The 16,322-nt window shown below is 41.7% G+C and carries 15 protein-coding genes and 2 tRNA genes; 12 read left to right on the top strand and 5 right to left on the bottom strand.

Going from position 1 to position 16,322, the window contains the following annotated elements; translation table 11 throughout:
• Positions 1–124: 124 nt before the first annotated feature.
• Positions 125–346, bottom strand: a complete 222-nt coding sequence (locus LEP1GSC060_RS10490) for a ferredoxin (RefSeq protein WP_003003490.1) — start codon at positions 344–346, stop codon at positions 125–127.
• A gap of 244 nt (positions 347–590) precedes the next feature.
• On the opposite strand from LEP1GSC060_RS10490, the gene lsa33 reads away from it, so the two are divergent.
• The 3 genes from lsa33 to LEP1GSC060_RS20340 all read left to right on the top strand — a co-directional run bounded on the left by lsa33 (position 591) and on the right by LEP1GSC060_RS20340 (position 3,242).
• Complete coding sequence (gene lsa33, locus LEP1GSC060_RS10485) at positions 591–1,520, top strand: surface adhesin Lsa33 (protein ID WP_003003485.1); 930 nt, start codon at positions 591–593, stop codon at positions 1,518–1,520.
• A gap of 50 nt (positions 1,521–1,570) precedes the next feature.
• A complete protein-coding gene (locus tag LEP1GSC060_RS20565) occupies positions 1,571–1,834 on the top strand; it encodes a hypothetical protein (RefSeq protein WP_230458318.1) in 264 nt (87 codons plus the stop codon).
• A 769-nt stretch (positions 1,835–2,603) separates the two neighbouring features.
• On the top strand, positions 2,604–3,242 hold the full coding sequence (locus LEP1GSC060_RS20340) for a hypothetical protein (RefSeq protein ID WP_003003505.1): 639 nt from the start codon (positions 2,604–2,606) through the stop codon (positions 3,240–3,242).
• A gap of 313 nt (positions 3,243–3,555) precedes the next feature.
• Here LEP1GSC060_RS20340 and LEP1GSC060_RS10470 read toward each other — a convergent pair whose 3' ends face one another.
• A complete protein-coding gene (locus tag LEP1GSC060_RS10470) occupies positions 3,556–3,822 on the bottom strand; it encodes a SemiSWEET transporter (protein ID WP_003003412.1) in 267 nt (88 codons plus the stop codon).
• Between the two features lie 17 nt (positions 3,823–3,839).
• Positions 3,840–4,271 (bottom strand): preQ(1) synthase, encoded by a 432-nt coding sequence (gene queF, locus LEP1GSC060_RS10465; protein WP_420805480.1) that lies wholly within the window; start codon positions 4,269–4,271, stop codon positions 3,840–3,842.
• A 70-nt stretch (positions 4,272–4,341) separates the two neighbouring features.
• On the opposite strand from queF, the gene guaA reads away from it, so the two are divergent.
• Positions 4,342–6,153, top strand: a complete 1,812-nt coding sequence (guaA, locus tag LEP1GSC060_RS10460; RefSeq protein WP_003003359.1) for a glutamine-hydrolyzing GMP synthase — start codon at positions 4,342–4,344, stop codon at positions 6,151–6,153.
• A gap of 536 nt (positions 6,154–6,689) precedes the next feature.
• On the opposite strand, the gene LEP1GSC060_RS10455 is transcribed toward guaA, so the two are convergent.
• Positions 6,690–7,130, bottom strand: coding sequence for a DUF4505 family protein (locus tag LEP1GSC060_RS10455; RefSeq protein ID WP_003003497.1), 441 nt, complete (start codon positions 7,128–7,130; stop codon positions 6,690–6,692).
• Between the two features lie 165 nt (positions 7,131–7,295).
• On the opposite strand from LEP1GSC060_RS10455, the gene LEP1GSC060_RS10450 reads away from it, so the two are divergent.
• Both LEP1GSC060_RS10450 and LEP1GSC060_RS10445 read left to right on the top strand, forming a co-directional pair.
• A tRNA-Cys gene (locus LEP1GSC060_RS10450) sits at positions 7,296–7,366 on the top strand.
• Positions 7,367–7,693: 327 nt separating this feature from the next.
• Positions 7,694–7,779, top strand: a tRNA-Leu gene (locus tag LEP1GSC060_RS10445).
• An 18-nt stretch (positions 7,780–7,797) separates the two neighbouring features.
• Here LEP1GSC060_RS10445 and LEP1GSC060_RS10440 read toward each other — a convergent pair.
• On the bottom strand, positions 7,798–10,038 hold the full coding sequence (locus LEP1GSC060_RS10440; RefSeq protein WP_036096132.1) for an O-antigen ligase family protein: 2,241 nt from the start codon (positions 10,036–10,038) through the stop codon (positions 7,798–7,800).
• A 93-nt stretch (positions 10,039–10,131) separates the two neighbouring features.
• Between LEP1GSC060_RS10440 and LEP1GSC060_RS10435 the strand changes: the two genes are divergently transcribed.
• From LEP1GSC060_RS10435 to leuC, 6 genes are all read left to right on the top strand, one after another.
• Entirely contained in the window at positions 10,132–10,995 is an 864-nt protein-coding gene (locus tag LEP1GSC060_RS10435) for a glycosyltransferase family 2 protein (RefSeq protein WP_003003526.1), read from the top strand.
• Positions 10,985–11,758, top strand: coding sequence for an LBBP_01157 family protein (locus tag LEP1GSC060_RS10430; protein WP_003003544.1), 774 nt, complete (start codon positions 10,985–10,987; stop codon positions 11,756–11,758). Before LEP1GSC060_RS10435 ends, LEP1GSC060_RS10430 begins: the two co-directional genes overlap by 11 nt.
• Before the next feature lies 1 nt (position 11,759).
• A complete protein-coding gene (gene gmhA, locus LEP1GSC060_RS10425) occupies positions 11,760–12,347 on the top strand; it encodes a D-sedoheptulose 7-phosphate isomerase (protein ID WP_003003461.1) in 588 nt (195 codons plus the stop codon).
• A 9-nt stretch (positions 12,348–12,356) separates the two neighbouring features.
• Entirely contained in the window at positions 12,357–13,124 is a 768-nt protein-coding gene (locus tag LEP1GSC060_RS10420; RefSeq protein WP_003003367.1) for an ATP-binding cassette domain-containing protein, read from the top strand.
• A 23-nt stretch (positions 13,125–13,147) separates the two neighbouring features.
• On the top strand, positions 13,148–14,599 hold the full coding sequence (locus LEP1GSC060_RS10415) for an FHA domain-containing protein (protein WP_036096118.1): 1,452 nt from the start codon (positions 13,148–13,150) through the stop codon (positions 14,597–14,599).
• A 308-nt stretch (positions 14,600–14,907) separates the two neighbouring features.
• On the top strand, positions 14,908–16,305 hold the full coding sequence (leuC, locus tag LEP1GSC060_RS10410) for a 3-isopropylmalate dehydratase large subunit (protein ID WP_036096116.1): 1,398 nt from the start codon (positions 14,908–14,910) through the stop codon (positions 16,303–16,305).
• Positions 16,306–16,322: the final 17 nt, after the last annotated feature.

The following is a 16,322-nucleotide window of genomic DNA, read 5'->3' as shown; positions in this document are numbered from 1 at the left end:
ATCGAACGAGCTGAATTGCGATCTAAAACTCGAGAGCATTTTGCCGAGTGAAGCGAACAATTCGCTAGAGTTTCGAAAGCGAGATATTGAGTTTAGAGAGCCGTGGCGTTTGAGTTTATAAGAATTATTTTTTCCACTGGATACATTCGCCGGGGCATTCGTCCATTTCTTTCTGAACGATTTTCCAGTCTTCTTCCGGAATCGCAGCGTTGTTGACGGTCTCTCCTCCGATATGAGTTTCCGAAGTGTCGTTGTCGTCCATTTGAAAGTATTTCGGAAGATTGTCCGCACATTGATTGCAGGAAGTGCAGTTGTCCTTGTCTACATACGCAATTTTAGTCGCCATAGGTCTTGATTCTCCTGGGTTGGTTTCTCCCGGTCGCTTAAAAAACAGGTTCCAAGATCAATTTTCTAATCATTGTTTAGACAGCAAGTTCTTTTCTTAGGTTCTGATTCGGCTACTGAACCCGTTAGAGACCGATTTGGGAAGAATCGGATGAACTCCGAAAACAAAAATAGGGAAAACTGTGGACTTGAAATAAATTTCATGTTACTTTGCCCGGAAAGAATTTATCAATAGGAGAATCGGAATGATTCAGAAAAGTTTATACCTCGCGTTGATCGTCTTAATTGCAATCCACTGTGGGAAATCTAAAAAGGAGGATTTGCAAGGTGGAGTTTTTACTTTTATCAAAGGAACCGTTAAACTTTCGGATAAGGCGGGTAAGGTAAAAAAAGTAGGGCTTTCTGAGTTTGTTTTTGCGGAAGATAAAATCGAAACTACGAAGGATTCCTACGCGGACATTCAACTGATGGACGGAGTGATCATTCGTATCAAGGAGAATACGAGTCTTACATTGAATAAGATTTATGTGGATTCTAAAAATGCGGAAATTTATTCCGATATCAGTCTGAACAAGGGAAGGATCTTTTCCAAGGTTGGAAAGAAGTTGACCAAGTCCTCCGGATTTAAGGTTACAACTCCTACTTCCACCGCCGCGGTGCGTGGTACCGATTTTCAAGTCGAAGTGGAAGGAAATACAACCGAAACTCTCGTCTCCGAAGGCGCCGTGGAAGTTGTAAACAACGATAACCCGGATCAAACAAACGTTGCGGACGCGGGCGAAAAGGTCGTTTCCGACGGTAAAAACCAGAAGGAAGAAAAACTTTCCGAAGACGAATTGAAAGAACTTCAAGAAGATGCGGCTACCGTTCAATCCGTAACGGAAGAACAAAGACAAAGGATCGAAGAGATTCTAAAAGACTTTAAAGAAAACAAGGAAAAAATTCTTCAAGGTTTGGAAGAACAAAAACAAAGAAATCAAGAACTGATCAACGCTACGAAAGAGGAAAATCGTAAGATGATCGACGAGGTCAAAGAGTCGGGCAAAGCGGAAAGAGAAGCGATCAAAAATGCCGCGGACGAAGAAATTAAAAACGTTAAGTCGGGAATTGATAAGGATAAGGAAGCCCTCGAAAATTCCAGGAAATCCCTGAAGGATCAGGTGAAACCGCAGTAAAAGAAACCTAAAAAACCTTTGATGACTTTATGAAACTATTCCTTATTTGTATGATAGTTTTAATCTTATCATTACCGGTTTATCGAACCGCTTCTAAGAAAACAGATTTTTACCGGACAGAAGAAACATTTCCCTTTACGCCGACCCATCTTGAAATTCTTCGAAAGATGATCGTTATTGGGGATTCTTCTGAATCCGGGGCTCCTGTTATAGATATTTATAATTTCCCTTTTATTTATGAAAAAATATGCAGTCTGCTGGGATTGGCGATAAAAGAAAATGATTTTGAAAATCCAACGGAAGAGTTGGAGTAATGTCGTACGACCCTCAGCGCTATTTTTGAAATTAGTATTCAACACGGAAGTCTGAAACCTGGTAGACATACGTATAAAAATCCATTCAGCGGTTTAAAAGGTTTTAAATGGTGTTTGAATGCCTATGGTAATAAACCTTTTCCCATGCCACCAGTGATTCCATAACGTTTGATGTCACGGAAGAACATATAAAACTTTTGAAGAAGAGTAATGCTTACACTATTGGGAATTAGCTGGAATCGATTCAAAACGTCCTTATGAAAATATGACCTGTTTCTATTTGGATATGGCTAATATACTCGAAATAGAAATTTCGACAAAGGATGCGGAATCTTGTGAGGATTTTTTTTTACAAAAGAGCAAATAAAAACCTTCGATAAACTTCACCAGGAAATGTTCTATAGGCTGCAAACTTATCTCTTGTTTGTTGAAATGAATCCGGGCGATTATTCCCGAAAAAATGATTACGACGAATGGTATAAACTTCCGTAAAAAAGTTTATTTTTTAAAAAGAAGGAAGATTGAAATTTGTTTTCGCTCTCGGCGGGCGATGATATATATAAATTTTATTATATTATAAAATAATATTTTTATAAGTGAGTTTTTAGATTTTCATGACGGTGTTTTACTTTCTGCGAGTTCTCGAAAAAGCTAGGCTTTGCCTTGATTTTGAATCGATTGAACGTGTATTTTGAGAATTTTGATTGAAAAAAAGAACAACAGAATTGATCTGGTTTAAAAAGAATAGGGAAACTTAATAAGGAAAAATATGAAACAGTTTATTGCGTTAGTCATCGCTTCCATTGCTATTGGTTGTGTGTCTTTGCCGGAGAATTTGAAAAAGAAATCTGTTCCGGAGTCTTCGATTTTGGCAATTGCAGTTGATTTAAAGCCCCCAATTGGAATTTTTTCACAGAGTGCTACAGAGGTTTTATTTGTAAAACTACCGGATCCGAAAGATAAAAAGTCTGTTGCAAAGAAGATTCATGGTAATTTTTCGGCAAACGGTTATGTTTATCTCATAAACGCAGAGCCTGGGATTTACTCCATTCTTCTTTCAGGAAAACAACGGGAAGGAGGTAAAAGGGATTCTTGCGCTTTTTTACTGGACATTGACTCGATTCAAAAGATCAAAATCAAAATCAATAAGAATGAAATGGTCTATGCGGGTAAATATGTAATTCAATCTCGTACAAGTTTAGTGGGTGGCGAAGCGGATTGGGCAAACATTCCAAAAGAAAATCTCAATGATGAACTCAATATTTTTGACGGGGATTCTTATTCCGGAGATTTTCGATATCCCGCTTCCTTAGAAAAAGTGGAATCGGATGCGGCTGATAAACAAAAATTCTTGGAAAAGGCGAAAGCAATTTTCTCAGAATCCGAATGGATATCTCTCGTGAAATAAAAACAAGACAATCTTTTTCAAGTGTTGTGTCTTTACGGATTTCGGCACTTGAGAAAAAAATTTCGCCGCGTGGCTTTTTCCTTTCAAACAAGTTCAGACCTGGAGAGTTTTATAACTCGGTTTCAAATCTTGTTTTTTCTCAGAAACTCTAAAAAATAAAAAATCAATACAACACGCCATTTTTAGATGGGACGCGACTTGGGTTTGGTTCTTTCTACTGATCTCTATGAATGAGTGCCTCTATTTTTATCACAAGATGCCGTTTCGGTAGAACATTAGACACTCATTATATAGTTATGAGGTAGAACGTTTTTTATTTGTTTCGAGAGTCTTCCCGCAACTTGAAAAACAAAATAATAGAGGTAAAAATAAACGTGAAAGTATTCGCAAGAATGATCGGAAAGTCTTGTTTGAAACAACCATAGATCAACCAAAGAAACACTCCGACCACGAGTACAATATACATGTTTCTGGAAATGTCTTTTGTACTTCCGCCCATAACGATACGAATGAGCTGAGGCAAAAAAGAAACCGTCGTGAGTAAGGAAGCGATATAACCTAAAAATGTAATGGAGTCCATGTCGGTTTAAATTCCGATTATACTTTTGTGTATTCTCGAGTCACGATCGTTTTGATTCCGCCTCGAGCGTTGTAGTCTCCGATCACTTTGAGATATTTCGGATCGATTGCTTTGATTAAGTCTTCCAGAATTTTGTTTACTAAAAATTCGTGAAAGATTCCAACGTTACGATAACTGAGAATGTATTCTTTGAAAGATTTAAGTTCGATACAACGACCGGTTGGAACGTAAGAAATAAAAATCACACCGAAATCCGGAAGCCCTGTCTTAGGACAAACCGCCGTAAACTCTGGAACCGTAAAATCGATTGTATAATCCTTTCCTTCGTAAACATTGGTGAAAGATTCGATTTCGGGAGTTTGCAGCGCCGGGATATGGTCCTGTCTTCCGTCATAAGTCTCTGGATGATTCGTTTCCATGGATAGTTCCTTGATGACCAGACTTTTCAATCTCTCTCTTAGGGAAAATTCTTTTTCCTAAATTCGGATCCGTATCAAAAACTCCTTATAGAAGGGTGGAATGGAAATTCGGAAAAAAATTGCAGTCGTTGATTTCGGCGGACAATACGCTCATTTGATCGCGTCTAGAATTCGAAGACTCGGAGCCTACACGGAAATTCTCTCCAACGAAGAACCACTTTCCAACTATAAAAAATATTCGGGTATCATTCTTTCCGGAGGACCGGAAAGCGTCTACGAACTCGATTCTCCAACGATCACTGCGGACATTTTCGAGTTAGGAATTCCGGTTCTAGGAATTTGTTACGGCCACCAACTCATCATGAAACTCTTAGGCGGAGTCGTAGAACGTTCCGGCACGGGAGAATACGGTCCCGCTTCCTTACAACTCCACACTTCCGACGGAAATTCTCTCTTGAAGAATTTTGTAGGCGGGGAACAGGTTTGGATGAACCACGCGGACGAAGTCGTTAAACTTCCGAAAGGTTTTTCCGGAATCGCTTCTTCGAAAGATTGCGGTTATGCGGTGGTTGAAAATTCTTCCCAGAAAATTTTCGGGATTCAGTTTCATGCGGAAGTCAGTCACAGTGAAAAGGGTTCCGTCTTACTCGATAATTTCATTCAGATCTGTGGAGCTTCGAGGACTTGGGGAATCGATCGGTTCTTAAAAGAAAAGATCCAAGAGATCCAAGAGACGGTAAAACCGGAACAAAAGATTTTCATGCTCGTTTCGGGCGGGGTCGATTCTACGGTTTCGTATTTACTTTTGTGTAAGGCTCTTGGAACGGAAAGAGTCCTTGGTTTTTTAATCGATACCGGTTTTATGAGAAAGGGAGAAGTTCTTCCTCTTCAGGAAAAACTCACTCTTCAAAACATTCACCTAACGGTGAGAGACGAATCCTCTCTTTTTTACGAAAGCCTCCAAGGTAAATCCGATCCGGAAGAAAAAAGAAAGATCGTTGGAAATTTATTTCTGGAAGCTCGGGATAGAGCCGTAAAAGATTTGGATCTGGAACACGGGGATTGGCTCCTCGGTCAAGGAACGATCTATCCGGATACGATCGAATCCGGTGGAACCAAACATTCTCATACAATCAAAACGCATCACAATCGTGTGGAAGCGATTCAAAAACTCATCGAAGAAGGAAAGGTAATCGAACCGATTCGAGATCTTTACAAGGACGAAGTGAGAGATCTCGGAGTTCTTCTCGGCTTGGAACCGGAATGGGTGGGACGTCATCCTTTTCCAGGCCCTGGGCTTGTGGTTCGTATGCTCGCCGTTGAAAAAAAGGGAACGGCTGAGAATCAGAAGGAGATCGATTCTTACCTTGCGACTCAAAACGGACTGGAAGGAAAAATTCTTCCGGTCGCAAGCGTTGGCGTAAAAGGGGACAGAAGGTCTTACGCCAACTGCGCGGTGTTAAACGACATCGGAACGGATTGGAAAACTTTGGATCGGGTTGCGACTCATCTTTCCAATCGTTTTTCTTTTATCAACCGTGTGGTTCTATTGCCCTTCGAATCCGAACTCAAAAAACTAACCTTTCAATTTACGGGAATGCAGTTGGATAAAAGAGGCTCCGACTTACTCCGTGAAGCGGACTCCGTTGTGGAATCCGTGATTCGTAAGGCCGATCTCTACGATAAGATCTGGCAGATGCCGGTGGTTCTTTTGCCGATCGGTGAAAGAGAAAATGAAAAAAGTATCGTTCTACGCCCGGTCGAATCTCAGGAAGCGATGACGGCTAACTTCTTTCCGATGGAACGTTCTCTTTTGCGGGAAATCAAAAACGAGGTTTCCAAGATTTCCGGAATTCGTTACGTGTTCTTCGATCTTACCAACAAACCGCCCGGTACGATCGAGTGGGAATGAAATCCTTGTAATTGACCCAATCAATTTACTGGACTCAATCGATTATTTTCGAATCATATGCTGAAAATATTTTGATTGAGAGAATTCATGAAGAATGTTTCTGTATTTCTGATTTTAGCAGCGCTCTTCTTCTGAGGATGCACTTCGTATAAACCTAGTTTTGTGAAAACGAAAGTTTCCAATTTTCCGGCTAAACCGGATACTTGCGATTTTACCATACTCACCCTACTTCCGAATAAACCATTCGAGGAAATCGGTGTAGTTGAAAATCAATCCTACGTACCCAATATCTCAGATTTTAAAACCATGTACTACGGTATGTTTGCAGTCAGGGTGGAGACACTGTTGTTGCTTTTGTAAATGGGCATGGGGATTTACACCAAAGATACGATCATCAAATTCAAAACAAAATAGAATGGATCCAGGGAGGGTTCGATGTTACGGATCGCGCTCCAAACATTTTTTTACAAAGGATGAATCGTTACGCTTTCGATGAAAGGAACTTCTCCAGACGGCTTAAAGGTCTATCCCAATACTTATTTCTCTTTCGAAATTAAAAATTCTTTTCCGAGATACTCGAATACAAGGTCGTTTTCTCTTTGAAAAATTTTCTTGGAAAAATCCAAAAGAAGTTCGCTGGAAAAAGAACCCCATTCCTCAAGTGGGGCCGGATGCGCCAAAGATTCTTGAAAGATTTTTAAGTTCTCGGGTTGAAAGGGAAGGGCCAAACCTGGAGAATAAAATAATCTTTCATTTTCGAGTTTTCGAAAAATAAAAATCGAGGTTGTGGGTTGAATGAAATTCCATTCTCCGTTGCAGATGGAAAGATAAGGAAACTCGGAATGTTCTCCCGTATCGTTCTTACGAATCCTTGCGATAAAAAAATCCAAAAATTCCGGATCCTTTAACTCCGAAAAATCGTGATAGAGTCTTCCTCTTCCGTCGAGTTGATAAAAATAAGTTCTTCTCGATCTCATAAGAACCTGTCCCAAAAGAAACTCAATGATGCTACTTCCTATGGGTCGTAGCGTGAGAACAGAATCTTGCAGCCGATCCACTCGATAAAGCAAAACTAAATTTGGAATCACTGTAAAGACTTTTCTATTGACACTGATCTTTCTCTCAAAATCATACCTTATAACGGCGTCGTGGCCAAGTGGTAAGGCATGGCTCTGCAAAAGCTTGATCCCCGGTTCGAATCCGGGCGACGCCTGTGTAATAGTGGTTAGGTTTTAGGAGTTAGATGTTAGGAGATTTACAGAATAGAAAAATCTTGCTTTGTTAGAGTTTGATTCTTTTTATACTGAAAAGTAACTAAACCTGATTTCTAATATAGTGGCTAGGTTTTAGGAGTTAGATGTTAGGAGATTTACAGAATAGAAAAATCTTGCTTTGTTAGAGTTTGATTCTTTTTATACTGAAAAGTAACTAAACCTGATTTCTAATATAGTGGCTAGGAGTTAGATGTTAGGAGAATTGTACTTTGTTGAAGCCCAATCGCCCTATTCGGAAAAAGTAACTACCCACTAATATCTAAAACGCCTGGATGGTGGAATGGTAGACACCCAGGACTTAAAATCCTGTGAGAGCAATCTCGTGCGAGTTCGAGTCTCGCTCCAGGTACCATTGGATTCTCTGACGTATCTACCGCGTCAGATGAATCATCGTATCGCATATTTTCCCAAAATACAATTTCGGAAAATCGATTTTTTTTCCTTCCTCAAAACCCGAATATTTGATTTTAAAATCGCGAAAAAATACTCCTTCCGGAAATGCGTTCGGAGTCGTGTCCAAAAGAAAATCCGGAATCAAAATCGGATTTTTTCCTTTTTGTAAATCGACTTGAATCGTTCCCAAATCGTTCTCTCCGTGCGCCCAATAGAGCTGATCCTGATCGAAAGAATCCCTGGAAACGACGGTAATCGTCGCGTTTTTCGGAGCGTTTACGGAATTTTCCGGAATATAAATCGTAAAACTAAACGGTGTCCGTCTCGGTTGCGGAGGTTGGCGATAACGATGCGTTAGACATCCTTCGACCTGAAAAGGAAAAGACGCTTGTTCGATCGTGAGCCGTGACGGAAGCAACTTGGATAAAGATTCCGGAGTTTGCCTGATGTTTGACCGAGATCGAATCTGTGACAAAGGAGCCTGCATTTTTCCGGGAAGTTCGGATTCATCGGAAACGATTTCGTACTTTAGAATGTTCTTTTGCACTTCTTTGGTGAGCGCGAGATCGGAAGATCGGACTCTTCGATTGTAAACTTCCAAAGGTTCCAAATCGAGTCTTGGAATCCAAAAAAGCCAATAGAGTAAAATCGGAATTACGATCGCAACGACGACTTGTAAAGTTACGATCCAACCCTGTTTCAAGTTAGACAAAATCCTAAAAAAGATAAAAAAGATAGGATTCGTTTTTGTATTCGGATCGTTTTTTGTTTGGAAAGAATCTTTGTCGTTTGAAAAAGAATTTTCAGAAACTGGAATATTCTGCGCGCGATTGGACGAATCTAAACCGTCGTTCTCTTTTGATTGCAAAGGTTGTAAAGAATTCCAGATTCCTCCCAAAAAAATTCCGCAGAATGCGAAAAAAGGAAGCGCCACTTCGTCGTCCAAAAGATAACACTGAAAAAAACCGGCCGGAAATAAACCGAAAACCCCGATCGCAAAGATCGGAATTCCTTCTCCGGAACTAAAATCTTTTTGAAACAGAGATCGAAACAACTTTCCCCAAAAAAGTAAAAATAAAATTCCCGCAAAAATTCCCCCCGTAACTAAAAAGTGGAGAAGATCGTTGTGAGCGTGTCCTCTCGGAGTGATATAAAGTTCGTACCAGAGTTGTTCCTCTTTTTCTATCATCTTGGAGGATTCTTTCCAATGAAACTCCTTGTAGTTTCCGCCCCCGATTCCAGTCAGCCAGTGTTCTTGGATGAGTGGAATCGTATTTTTGTAGATATAGTATCTCTGATTTTCCGTATTATGAACTTCGAATATTTGAGAAACGGATCTTTGGATGAGCCAGTTGTTTCGAAATAAATATCCCGCCGACAAAAAAATACAAATCAATACAAAACCCGCAATCATCCTTGTTTTTAAGGAGATTTCGGGAAAATTTCCTCGAAAAGAAAAAGTTCCTCGAATTGTAAGTAAAAATAAAACGAACGCGACTCCGAGCCAAATCGATCGACTCTGGTTGAAAAAGAGTATGATAAATCCTGCAAATACCAAAAACGTTTTGAGAACAAAGACGAAATCCTTTTTTTTCTTTGCGGATACGAACCAATCCACGAGAAGTCCGGGCAGGAACAGACCCAAAAGTCCTCCGAACGTTAGGTGTGTGTTCATCATTCCGATCGGAAGATAGAGTTTGATCGGGCCTACGTTGCCGGAAAAATGTTGGAGTCGGTCTCCGGGTGCGTAGCGAAATCCGTTGGCGACGAACTTTCCGACGCGCACTTCGGAAAAGAGGCTGAACCAACCGAGTACGATCGTGATCGTAGCGGACGCGATGAGAATTTTTTTTAAGATCGTTTGATTCGTTTCTTTCGACGCTACGAGAAAGGATGCGGGAAAAAGGAGGAACATCCAAAAATCTCCGAACTCGGATTGTTTCAGAAATTTCTTAAAAAAAGGAGAATAAGTTTCTGCGTGCAACAAAGAAGACAAAAAAAGAAGGATGTAAATTCCGAAGAAGATGAGAAAAGGACTTTGAATTTTTTTCCAAACGTTTTTGGATTCTTCCTCTAAAAAAAACAAAGGATAACAGGTCGCGATTGTGAGCGCCCCGAAGACTTGGGACACGCTTACGGACTGAGGAAAACTTAAGAGAAACAATCCGAAGGAAAAGTGGGACGCGGTTTTAAGTCCGTTTATGATTCGATCTTTCAATTTGTTTTCCCTCAAAGTTCGTTCAAATCCCCTCAAAAAACCAATGACAGAGAAAGAATTCATTCTACCATTAGAAAAAAGAACTGAGAATCAATGGGAAAATCAATTCCAAACAAGAAAAAGAAAATAGAAAAAAAACAGGGAACTCTTTCAACGGGAAAAAAGTTATCCGTCGCGATCATCACATACAACGAAGAAAGAAACATCGGAGCTTGTATCGAATCCTGTTTGGACGTGGCCGATGAAATTGTGGTTCTGGACTCGATCAGCACGGACAAAACCGAAAAGATCTCCAAATCGTTTCCTTCCGTAAAATTTTATAAACAGAGATTCAAAGGTCATATCGAACAAAAAAACGACGCGATCGCCCTTTGTAAACACGAGTGGATCTTTTCTTTGGACGCGGACGAAAGAATTTCACCCGAGTTGAAAAACGCAATTCTTACGTTCAAACAAGAACCGGAAGACGAATCCTTAAGCGGTCTCCAGGTTTCTCGTCTTACCTTTCACATGGGAAGATTCATCCGTTATTCCGGTTGGTATCCTCAATATCGTTACCGAATTTTTAAAAAAGGAAAAGCCGTTTGGGTCGGCGAAAATCCGCACGATTATATCAGCATCCAAGGAAAAGGAAACAAGATTCACGGAGATATCCTTCACTATAGTTTTCGCGACCTGTCCCAACAGGTAAATACGATCAATCAATTCTCTTCGATTGTCGCTTTAACGAGACAAAAAAAGGGAAAGAAATTTTCGTTTCTTCGAACGATCTACAAACCGTTTTCTAAGTTTATGGAAACGTATTTTTTCAAGTTCGGATTTTTGGACGGCTTTCCGGGTTGGGTCATCGCGGTATCTTCCGCATATTCCACTTTTTTAAAGGACGCAAAACAATACGAACTCGAAAACGGAATGATGGAACGTCCTTCCAACGTGAAAGAAGACTATGGCAATTGAGTCTTTTTTCGGCAGATTTTTTTCCTTTTTTAAAAGAAAAAAACGAAAGCAGGTTTTAGCCGAAGAAGCTCCTCCGGTTCGGGAAAGTTTCGGTTATAAGAGAGAACTGGCCGACCTCAGAGAAAAAGCGGATCGTTTTTTTGTGACTCGAAAAAAAAGCGGCGGGCTCGTGCATGAAACAAAATATTATAAAATTCTAAAGAACGGTCCGAAACTTTTCAGACTGGAAGGAAAAGAAAAATCAGGAAGAGAATACTCTCTCGTGGTCAGTACGGGAAATTTTCTCAGTCAACAAGGGGATAAAATCTCCGGAGTTGTATTTATTCCGGAAGCGGAACTCAACCGAATTCTTTCTTACGAACATTCCGATCTCAAAAGTATCTTTTCCAGATTTCAACCCGAAGGAATCGAAGAAGACATCCAGGTTTTATACGGTGAATCCGGCTCTTCCCAGGAATCTTGGAAGGATTTTTATAACTGGGAACCGTTCTGGAAACAACAGATTTTCATTCGTCTAAAACCGAACATTCTTTGTATTTTGCTCGTGTATATGGGAACCGATTTCGAACAATTCTTTCAGTCCCACTCTACGAAAAGACTTAAAAAGATCGTCTCGGACGAATTGTATTTTTTAAACGTGAGCGGAAATCAAAAAGAAAATTCTCCGTATACGGAAAATCTTTCTCTGCAAGATTTTGAAAAAGCAAAGAAAGAATTCTTTCAAGTACTCGAACAGATTCGAAAAAAAAGAGGAAGAACTTAAGATGGATACTAAGGAAATCGCTCTCGGTCAGATCCGGGATTCCATAACCACCAAACAGAAATTGATCGATTCGATTTTAGACGATATCACGAAAGCGGGGGAAATGGTTTCCAAGGTTTTACAAACCGGAAACACGGTGTATCTCTGTGGAAACGGGGGTTCTTCCTGCGACGCTTCCCATATCGCGGCGGAACTCGTGGTTCGTTACAAATCCGGAAACGAAAGAAAGGCTCTTCCTGCGCTTTCTCTTTCCGCGGACTCCGCGGTTTTGACCGCTTGTTCCAACGACTACGGTTACGAAGAAGTGTTTGCGAGACAGATCGAAGCCTTTGGTAGAAAGGGAGATTTGCTCATCGGACTTTCCACGAGCGGAAATTCCAAGAACGTTTTATTAGCCCTGGAAAAAGCCAAAACCAGAGGGGTCAAAACCATATCGTTGTTAGGTGGAGACGGCGGAAAGATGAAAAACCTTTCGGATCTCGACGTGATCGTTCCGAGTAACGTGACCGCGAGAATTCAAGAGTCTCATATTTTAATCGGACATATCCTTTGTAGTATCGTAGAATTCAATCTTTTTATGATGGAATAATCGCACTTTGTGAATTCTTCCGTTGTCGAAATTTCCAATCTCAAGGTTTCCACACCCGGTCATCCCATTCTCAAAGGAATTGATTTCACTCTTCGTGCGGGAGAAGTGCATTGTATCGTAGGAGAGTCCGGGAGCGGAAAGTCCACATTTGTGTCTTGTCTTTTGGGAATGTGCGATCCGGAACTTTTTCAGAGATCCGATCGTTTTTCTCTGTTAGGTCAAGACGCTCGTTATTTTACCGAAAGGGAGTGGCAGATCCTGCGGGGAAAAAAAATCGCTCTCATTCCTCAAAACCCGATCTGGGGTTTTCATCCGTATCGCAAAACGGGCTCTCAAATCATCGAAGCCTTCTCTCTTTCCAATCCGGAAATCGCGGATAAAAAAAAGATTTTACCTTTGCTCGAATCGATCCGAATCCATGATCCCGCAAAGGCATTTGATTCTTTGCCGGATCGTCTTTCGGGTGGGGAAAGGCAGAGAATTCTGATTCTTCTAGCCGTTTATTCCGGCGCTCAAATTGTAATCGCGGACGAACCGACGGCGGCCTTGGATTCTATCAGCGAGGCGGAAGTCCTCAAACTTCTGATGAAATTTAGAAAAGAAAAAGGACTTTCCCTCGTTTTTATCACACACGAAATCTCCATCGTCAAAGCTTTAGCCGATACTATAAGCATTCTGTATCAAGGAGATTGGACCGAAATTCTCACAAGACCCGTCCGGGAAGAATGGACTCCTAAATCCGAGTATGGAAAAAAACTGTTTGAACAAGGGAGCTGATCTCAGATAGTCGAGTGCGAATGATGGGTTATGCGGTTCTCCTAACACTGATTTTATTTTCTTCCCCCCTTTTTTCACAAAAGTCGCCGTTTATCCTGGAGGACGCGGACTCTTCTTCCTTTCCCTCCGTTCGACTTTTCATTCTGGATAAAAAACAATTTCCGTTGGAAAGAGAAAATTTTCTGATCCGGGAATATCGAGGTCAGGAAACCCGTACGGTTCTTCGGCCCAAAGTTCTTCGTAAGGAAGGAAGTCGTCCCGTTCATTCCGTTTTTTTAATTCAATCCGGCGCCTCGCTCGAAGAGAATAACCTCAATACGAGATTTTTACAAAAGGTCGTTCAGACTTCCGGCGATGAAGATCATTTTAGTTTTATCTTTTTTTCGGACGATTTGCTTGTGGTCGAAAAGGACTTGAACAGACAGGCCGCACTTTCCAAGGCAAGAGTTCCCGGATCACTTAGCAATCGCAATACCGGAACGAATTTGGATCTAGTATTCCAAAAATTGAATTCAATTTTAACGAGGGAATCCTATCTTTCTCTTTTAGTGTCCGACGTAGATTATAAATTGCCTCCGGGACTCAGACAAGGGTTGTCCACAGCCGGACTTCCGATTCAGGTCATCGGCAAACGTAACTTTTCCAACTTAGAACTCGTTCGAATCTACGGTGGAGAATTTTACGACCTCGATTCTCAGGATTTTATTTCTAAGTATTTAACCGATTTGGAATACTTTCACAAACATCCCGCGGAGATACGATACGATTCTCCCTTTCAAAACGATTTTTGGAAAGGGGAAGGGGACTTCATTCGAGGCGATTGGGAATCTTTCCGGGGCGGAAAGATCCCATATACTTACAAACCGGGAGTCGCCAAACAACTTAAGTTTGTTCTTTTCAGTCCGGAAGTGTTTCTTCCTACGATCGGTTTTTTACTCATTCTCACCTTGATCGGACTTCTTCTTTTATTCCGAAGGGAACGAGGGGACTTGGAGGAATTTTCCGACTCGTCCGTTGGGGAAGCGCAAAAAAGATCTCACGCAAGAGGAGAAGAAAGGGAAGTGTATCAGAGAATGTATGGGGATCAGTTTCATTCTTCACCGTATGCAAATCCGGAAGGAGTGCATGTTTCTCGTTCTTTGCCGGTGAGCGAATCCGAATTCGAAGCCGCAGAAGCCTACGACCTTGCGACTTTGATTCAAAAAGAAGGTAGGTCTCCCGGTAAACAGGTTCCCATTCGAAAAGCGGAAACTACTCTCGGAAACGGAGAATTTTCGGACGTGTTGGTCGCGGATCCGACAGTCAGCAAACTGCACGCAAGAATTCGTAAGATCAAAAATCGTTTCGTATTATACGATCTGATTTCCGACGGAGGAACGTACTTAAACGGTAAGAAAATTCTAAGACCGCGGGTTCTGTACGATTTCGACGAGATCAGCCTTGGAAAGACGGTCTACGTTTTTCGCGCGAAATAGGTATGAGCGGATCGTTGATTTGCAGAATAGGAAAAATCATAATTAACGTGAGTTTAGTATAACAAACATACTTTCTTATAGCGAACTCACGTTAATTAGAGTCTGATTTCTTTCCTACTAAAAATAGGAGATACACTGCCAAAGTCAACGTCTCCTAGGCAAGGTCATCCTAAAACCTAACCCCTAATAATGTGGACGAAAATACCTGATATCCGAACGATGGAAATTTAAGCGGATCTTTTCTCTTTTCGAGAAACAAATCCAATCCACAAAGTCCGAAAGATTTTTTTCGGGGGTATGAGAATCCAATGAAGACAATGTTCGAAAAAATCTGGGAAGATCATCTGGTGGGAGAACTGGATGCGGGATCGTATTTAATTTATATCGATCGCCATCTCATTCACGAAGTTACAAGTCCCCAGGCTTTCGAAGGACTTAAAATTGCCGGCAGAAAGGTTCGCCGTCCCGAGGCGACCTTTGCCACAATGGATCATAACGTTTCCACTCGTACTCGGGATTTAAGTTTAGCCGATCCGATTTCCGCGATTCAGATGCAGACTCTGAAAAAGAACTGCGATGAAAACGGAATCCGTCTTTATGATTTTCAAAATCCGGATCAAGGTATCATCCACGTAATCGCTCCGGAAATGGGTCTGACTCATCCGGGGATGACAATCGTATGCGGAGATTCTCATACGTCTACCCACGGCGCTTTTGGCGCTCTCGCTTTCGGTATCGGAACGAGCGAAGTAGAACACGTTCTTGCAACTCAGACTCTCGTTCAAAAAAGAGCGAAGACGATGGAAATCGTAGTCGATGGAAAACTTTCCGATAAGGTAACCGCGAAAGACATCATTCTCGCGATCATCGGTAAGATCGGAACCGCCGGAGCCACCGGCTACGTTATCGAGTATCGCGGTTCTGCGATCCAAGCTCTGAGCATGGAAGCAAGAATGACGATCTGCAACATGTCGATCGAAGCGGGTGCGAGAGCGGGACTCATCGCTCCGGACGAAATCACATTCAATTATATCCAAGGAAAAGACTTCGCTCCGAAAGGAGCCGAATGGGATCTCGCCGTAAAGAAGTGGAAACACTACGTGACCGACGAGGGCGCAAAGTTTGACACGACCGTAATTCTCCACGCGGACGAAATCGCTCCTATGGTAACTTGGGGAACTTCTCCGAGCCAAGTTGTATCGGTCAAAGGAGTTGTTCCCAGTCCGAACGATGCGACAAGTCCCATTGATAAAATCGGAATTTCATCCGCTCTCAAATACATGGATTTGAAACCCGGAGAGAAAATCGAAGATATTCCTATCAACAAGGTTTTTATCGGTTCTTGCACCAATTCCAGAATCGAAGACCTAAGAGCCGCCGCCGCTACCATCCAAGGAAAAAAAGTTTCCTCTAAGGTGCAAGCGATCGTGGTTCCGGGATCGGGAAGAGTCAAACGTCAGGCGGAAGAAGAAGGATTGGATAAAATTTTTATCGCGGCCGGTTTTGAATGGAGAAATCCGGGTTGTTCCATGTGTCTCGCGATGAACGACGACGTACTCGAACCGGGAGATCGTTGCGCTTCCACGTCCAATCGAAACTTCGAAGGTCGTCAAGGAAAGGGCGGAAGAACTCATCTCGTCGGGCCTGAGATGGCCGCGGCCGCGGCCGTAGAAGGTCGTTTCGTGGATATCCGAAACTGGAAATAATCGAAAGGCAAATTAGA

The sequence above is a fragment of the Leptospira weilii serovar Ranarum str. ICFT genome, assembly GCF_000332415.1.
Classification (GTDB): Bacteria; Spirochaetota; Leptospiria; order Leptospirales; family Leptospiraceae; genus Leptospira; species Leptospira weilii_A.
This window is presented reverse-complemented; position numbering and strand designations above follow the sequence as displayed.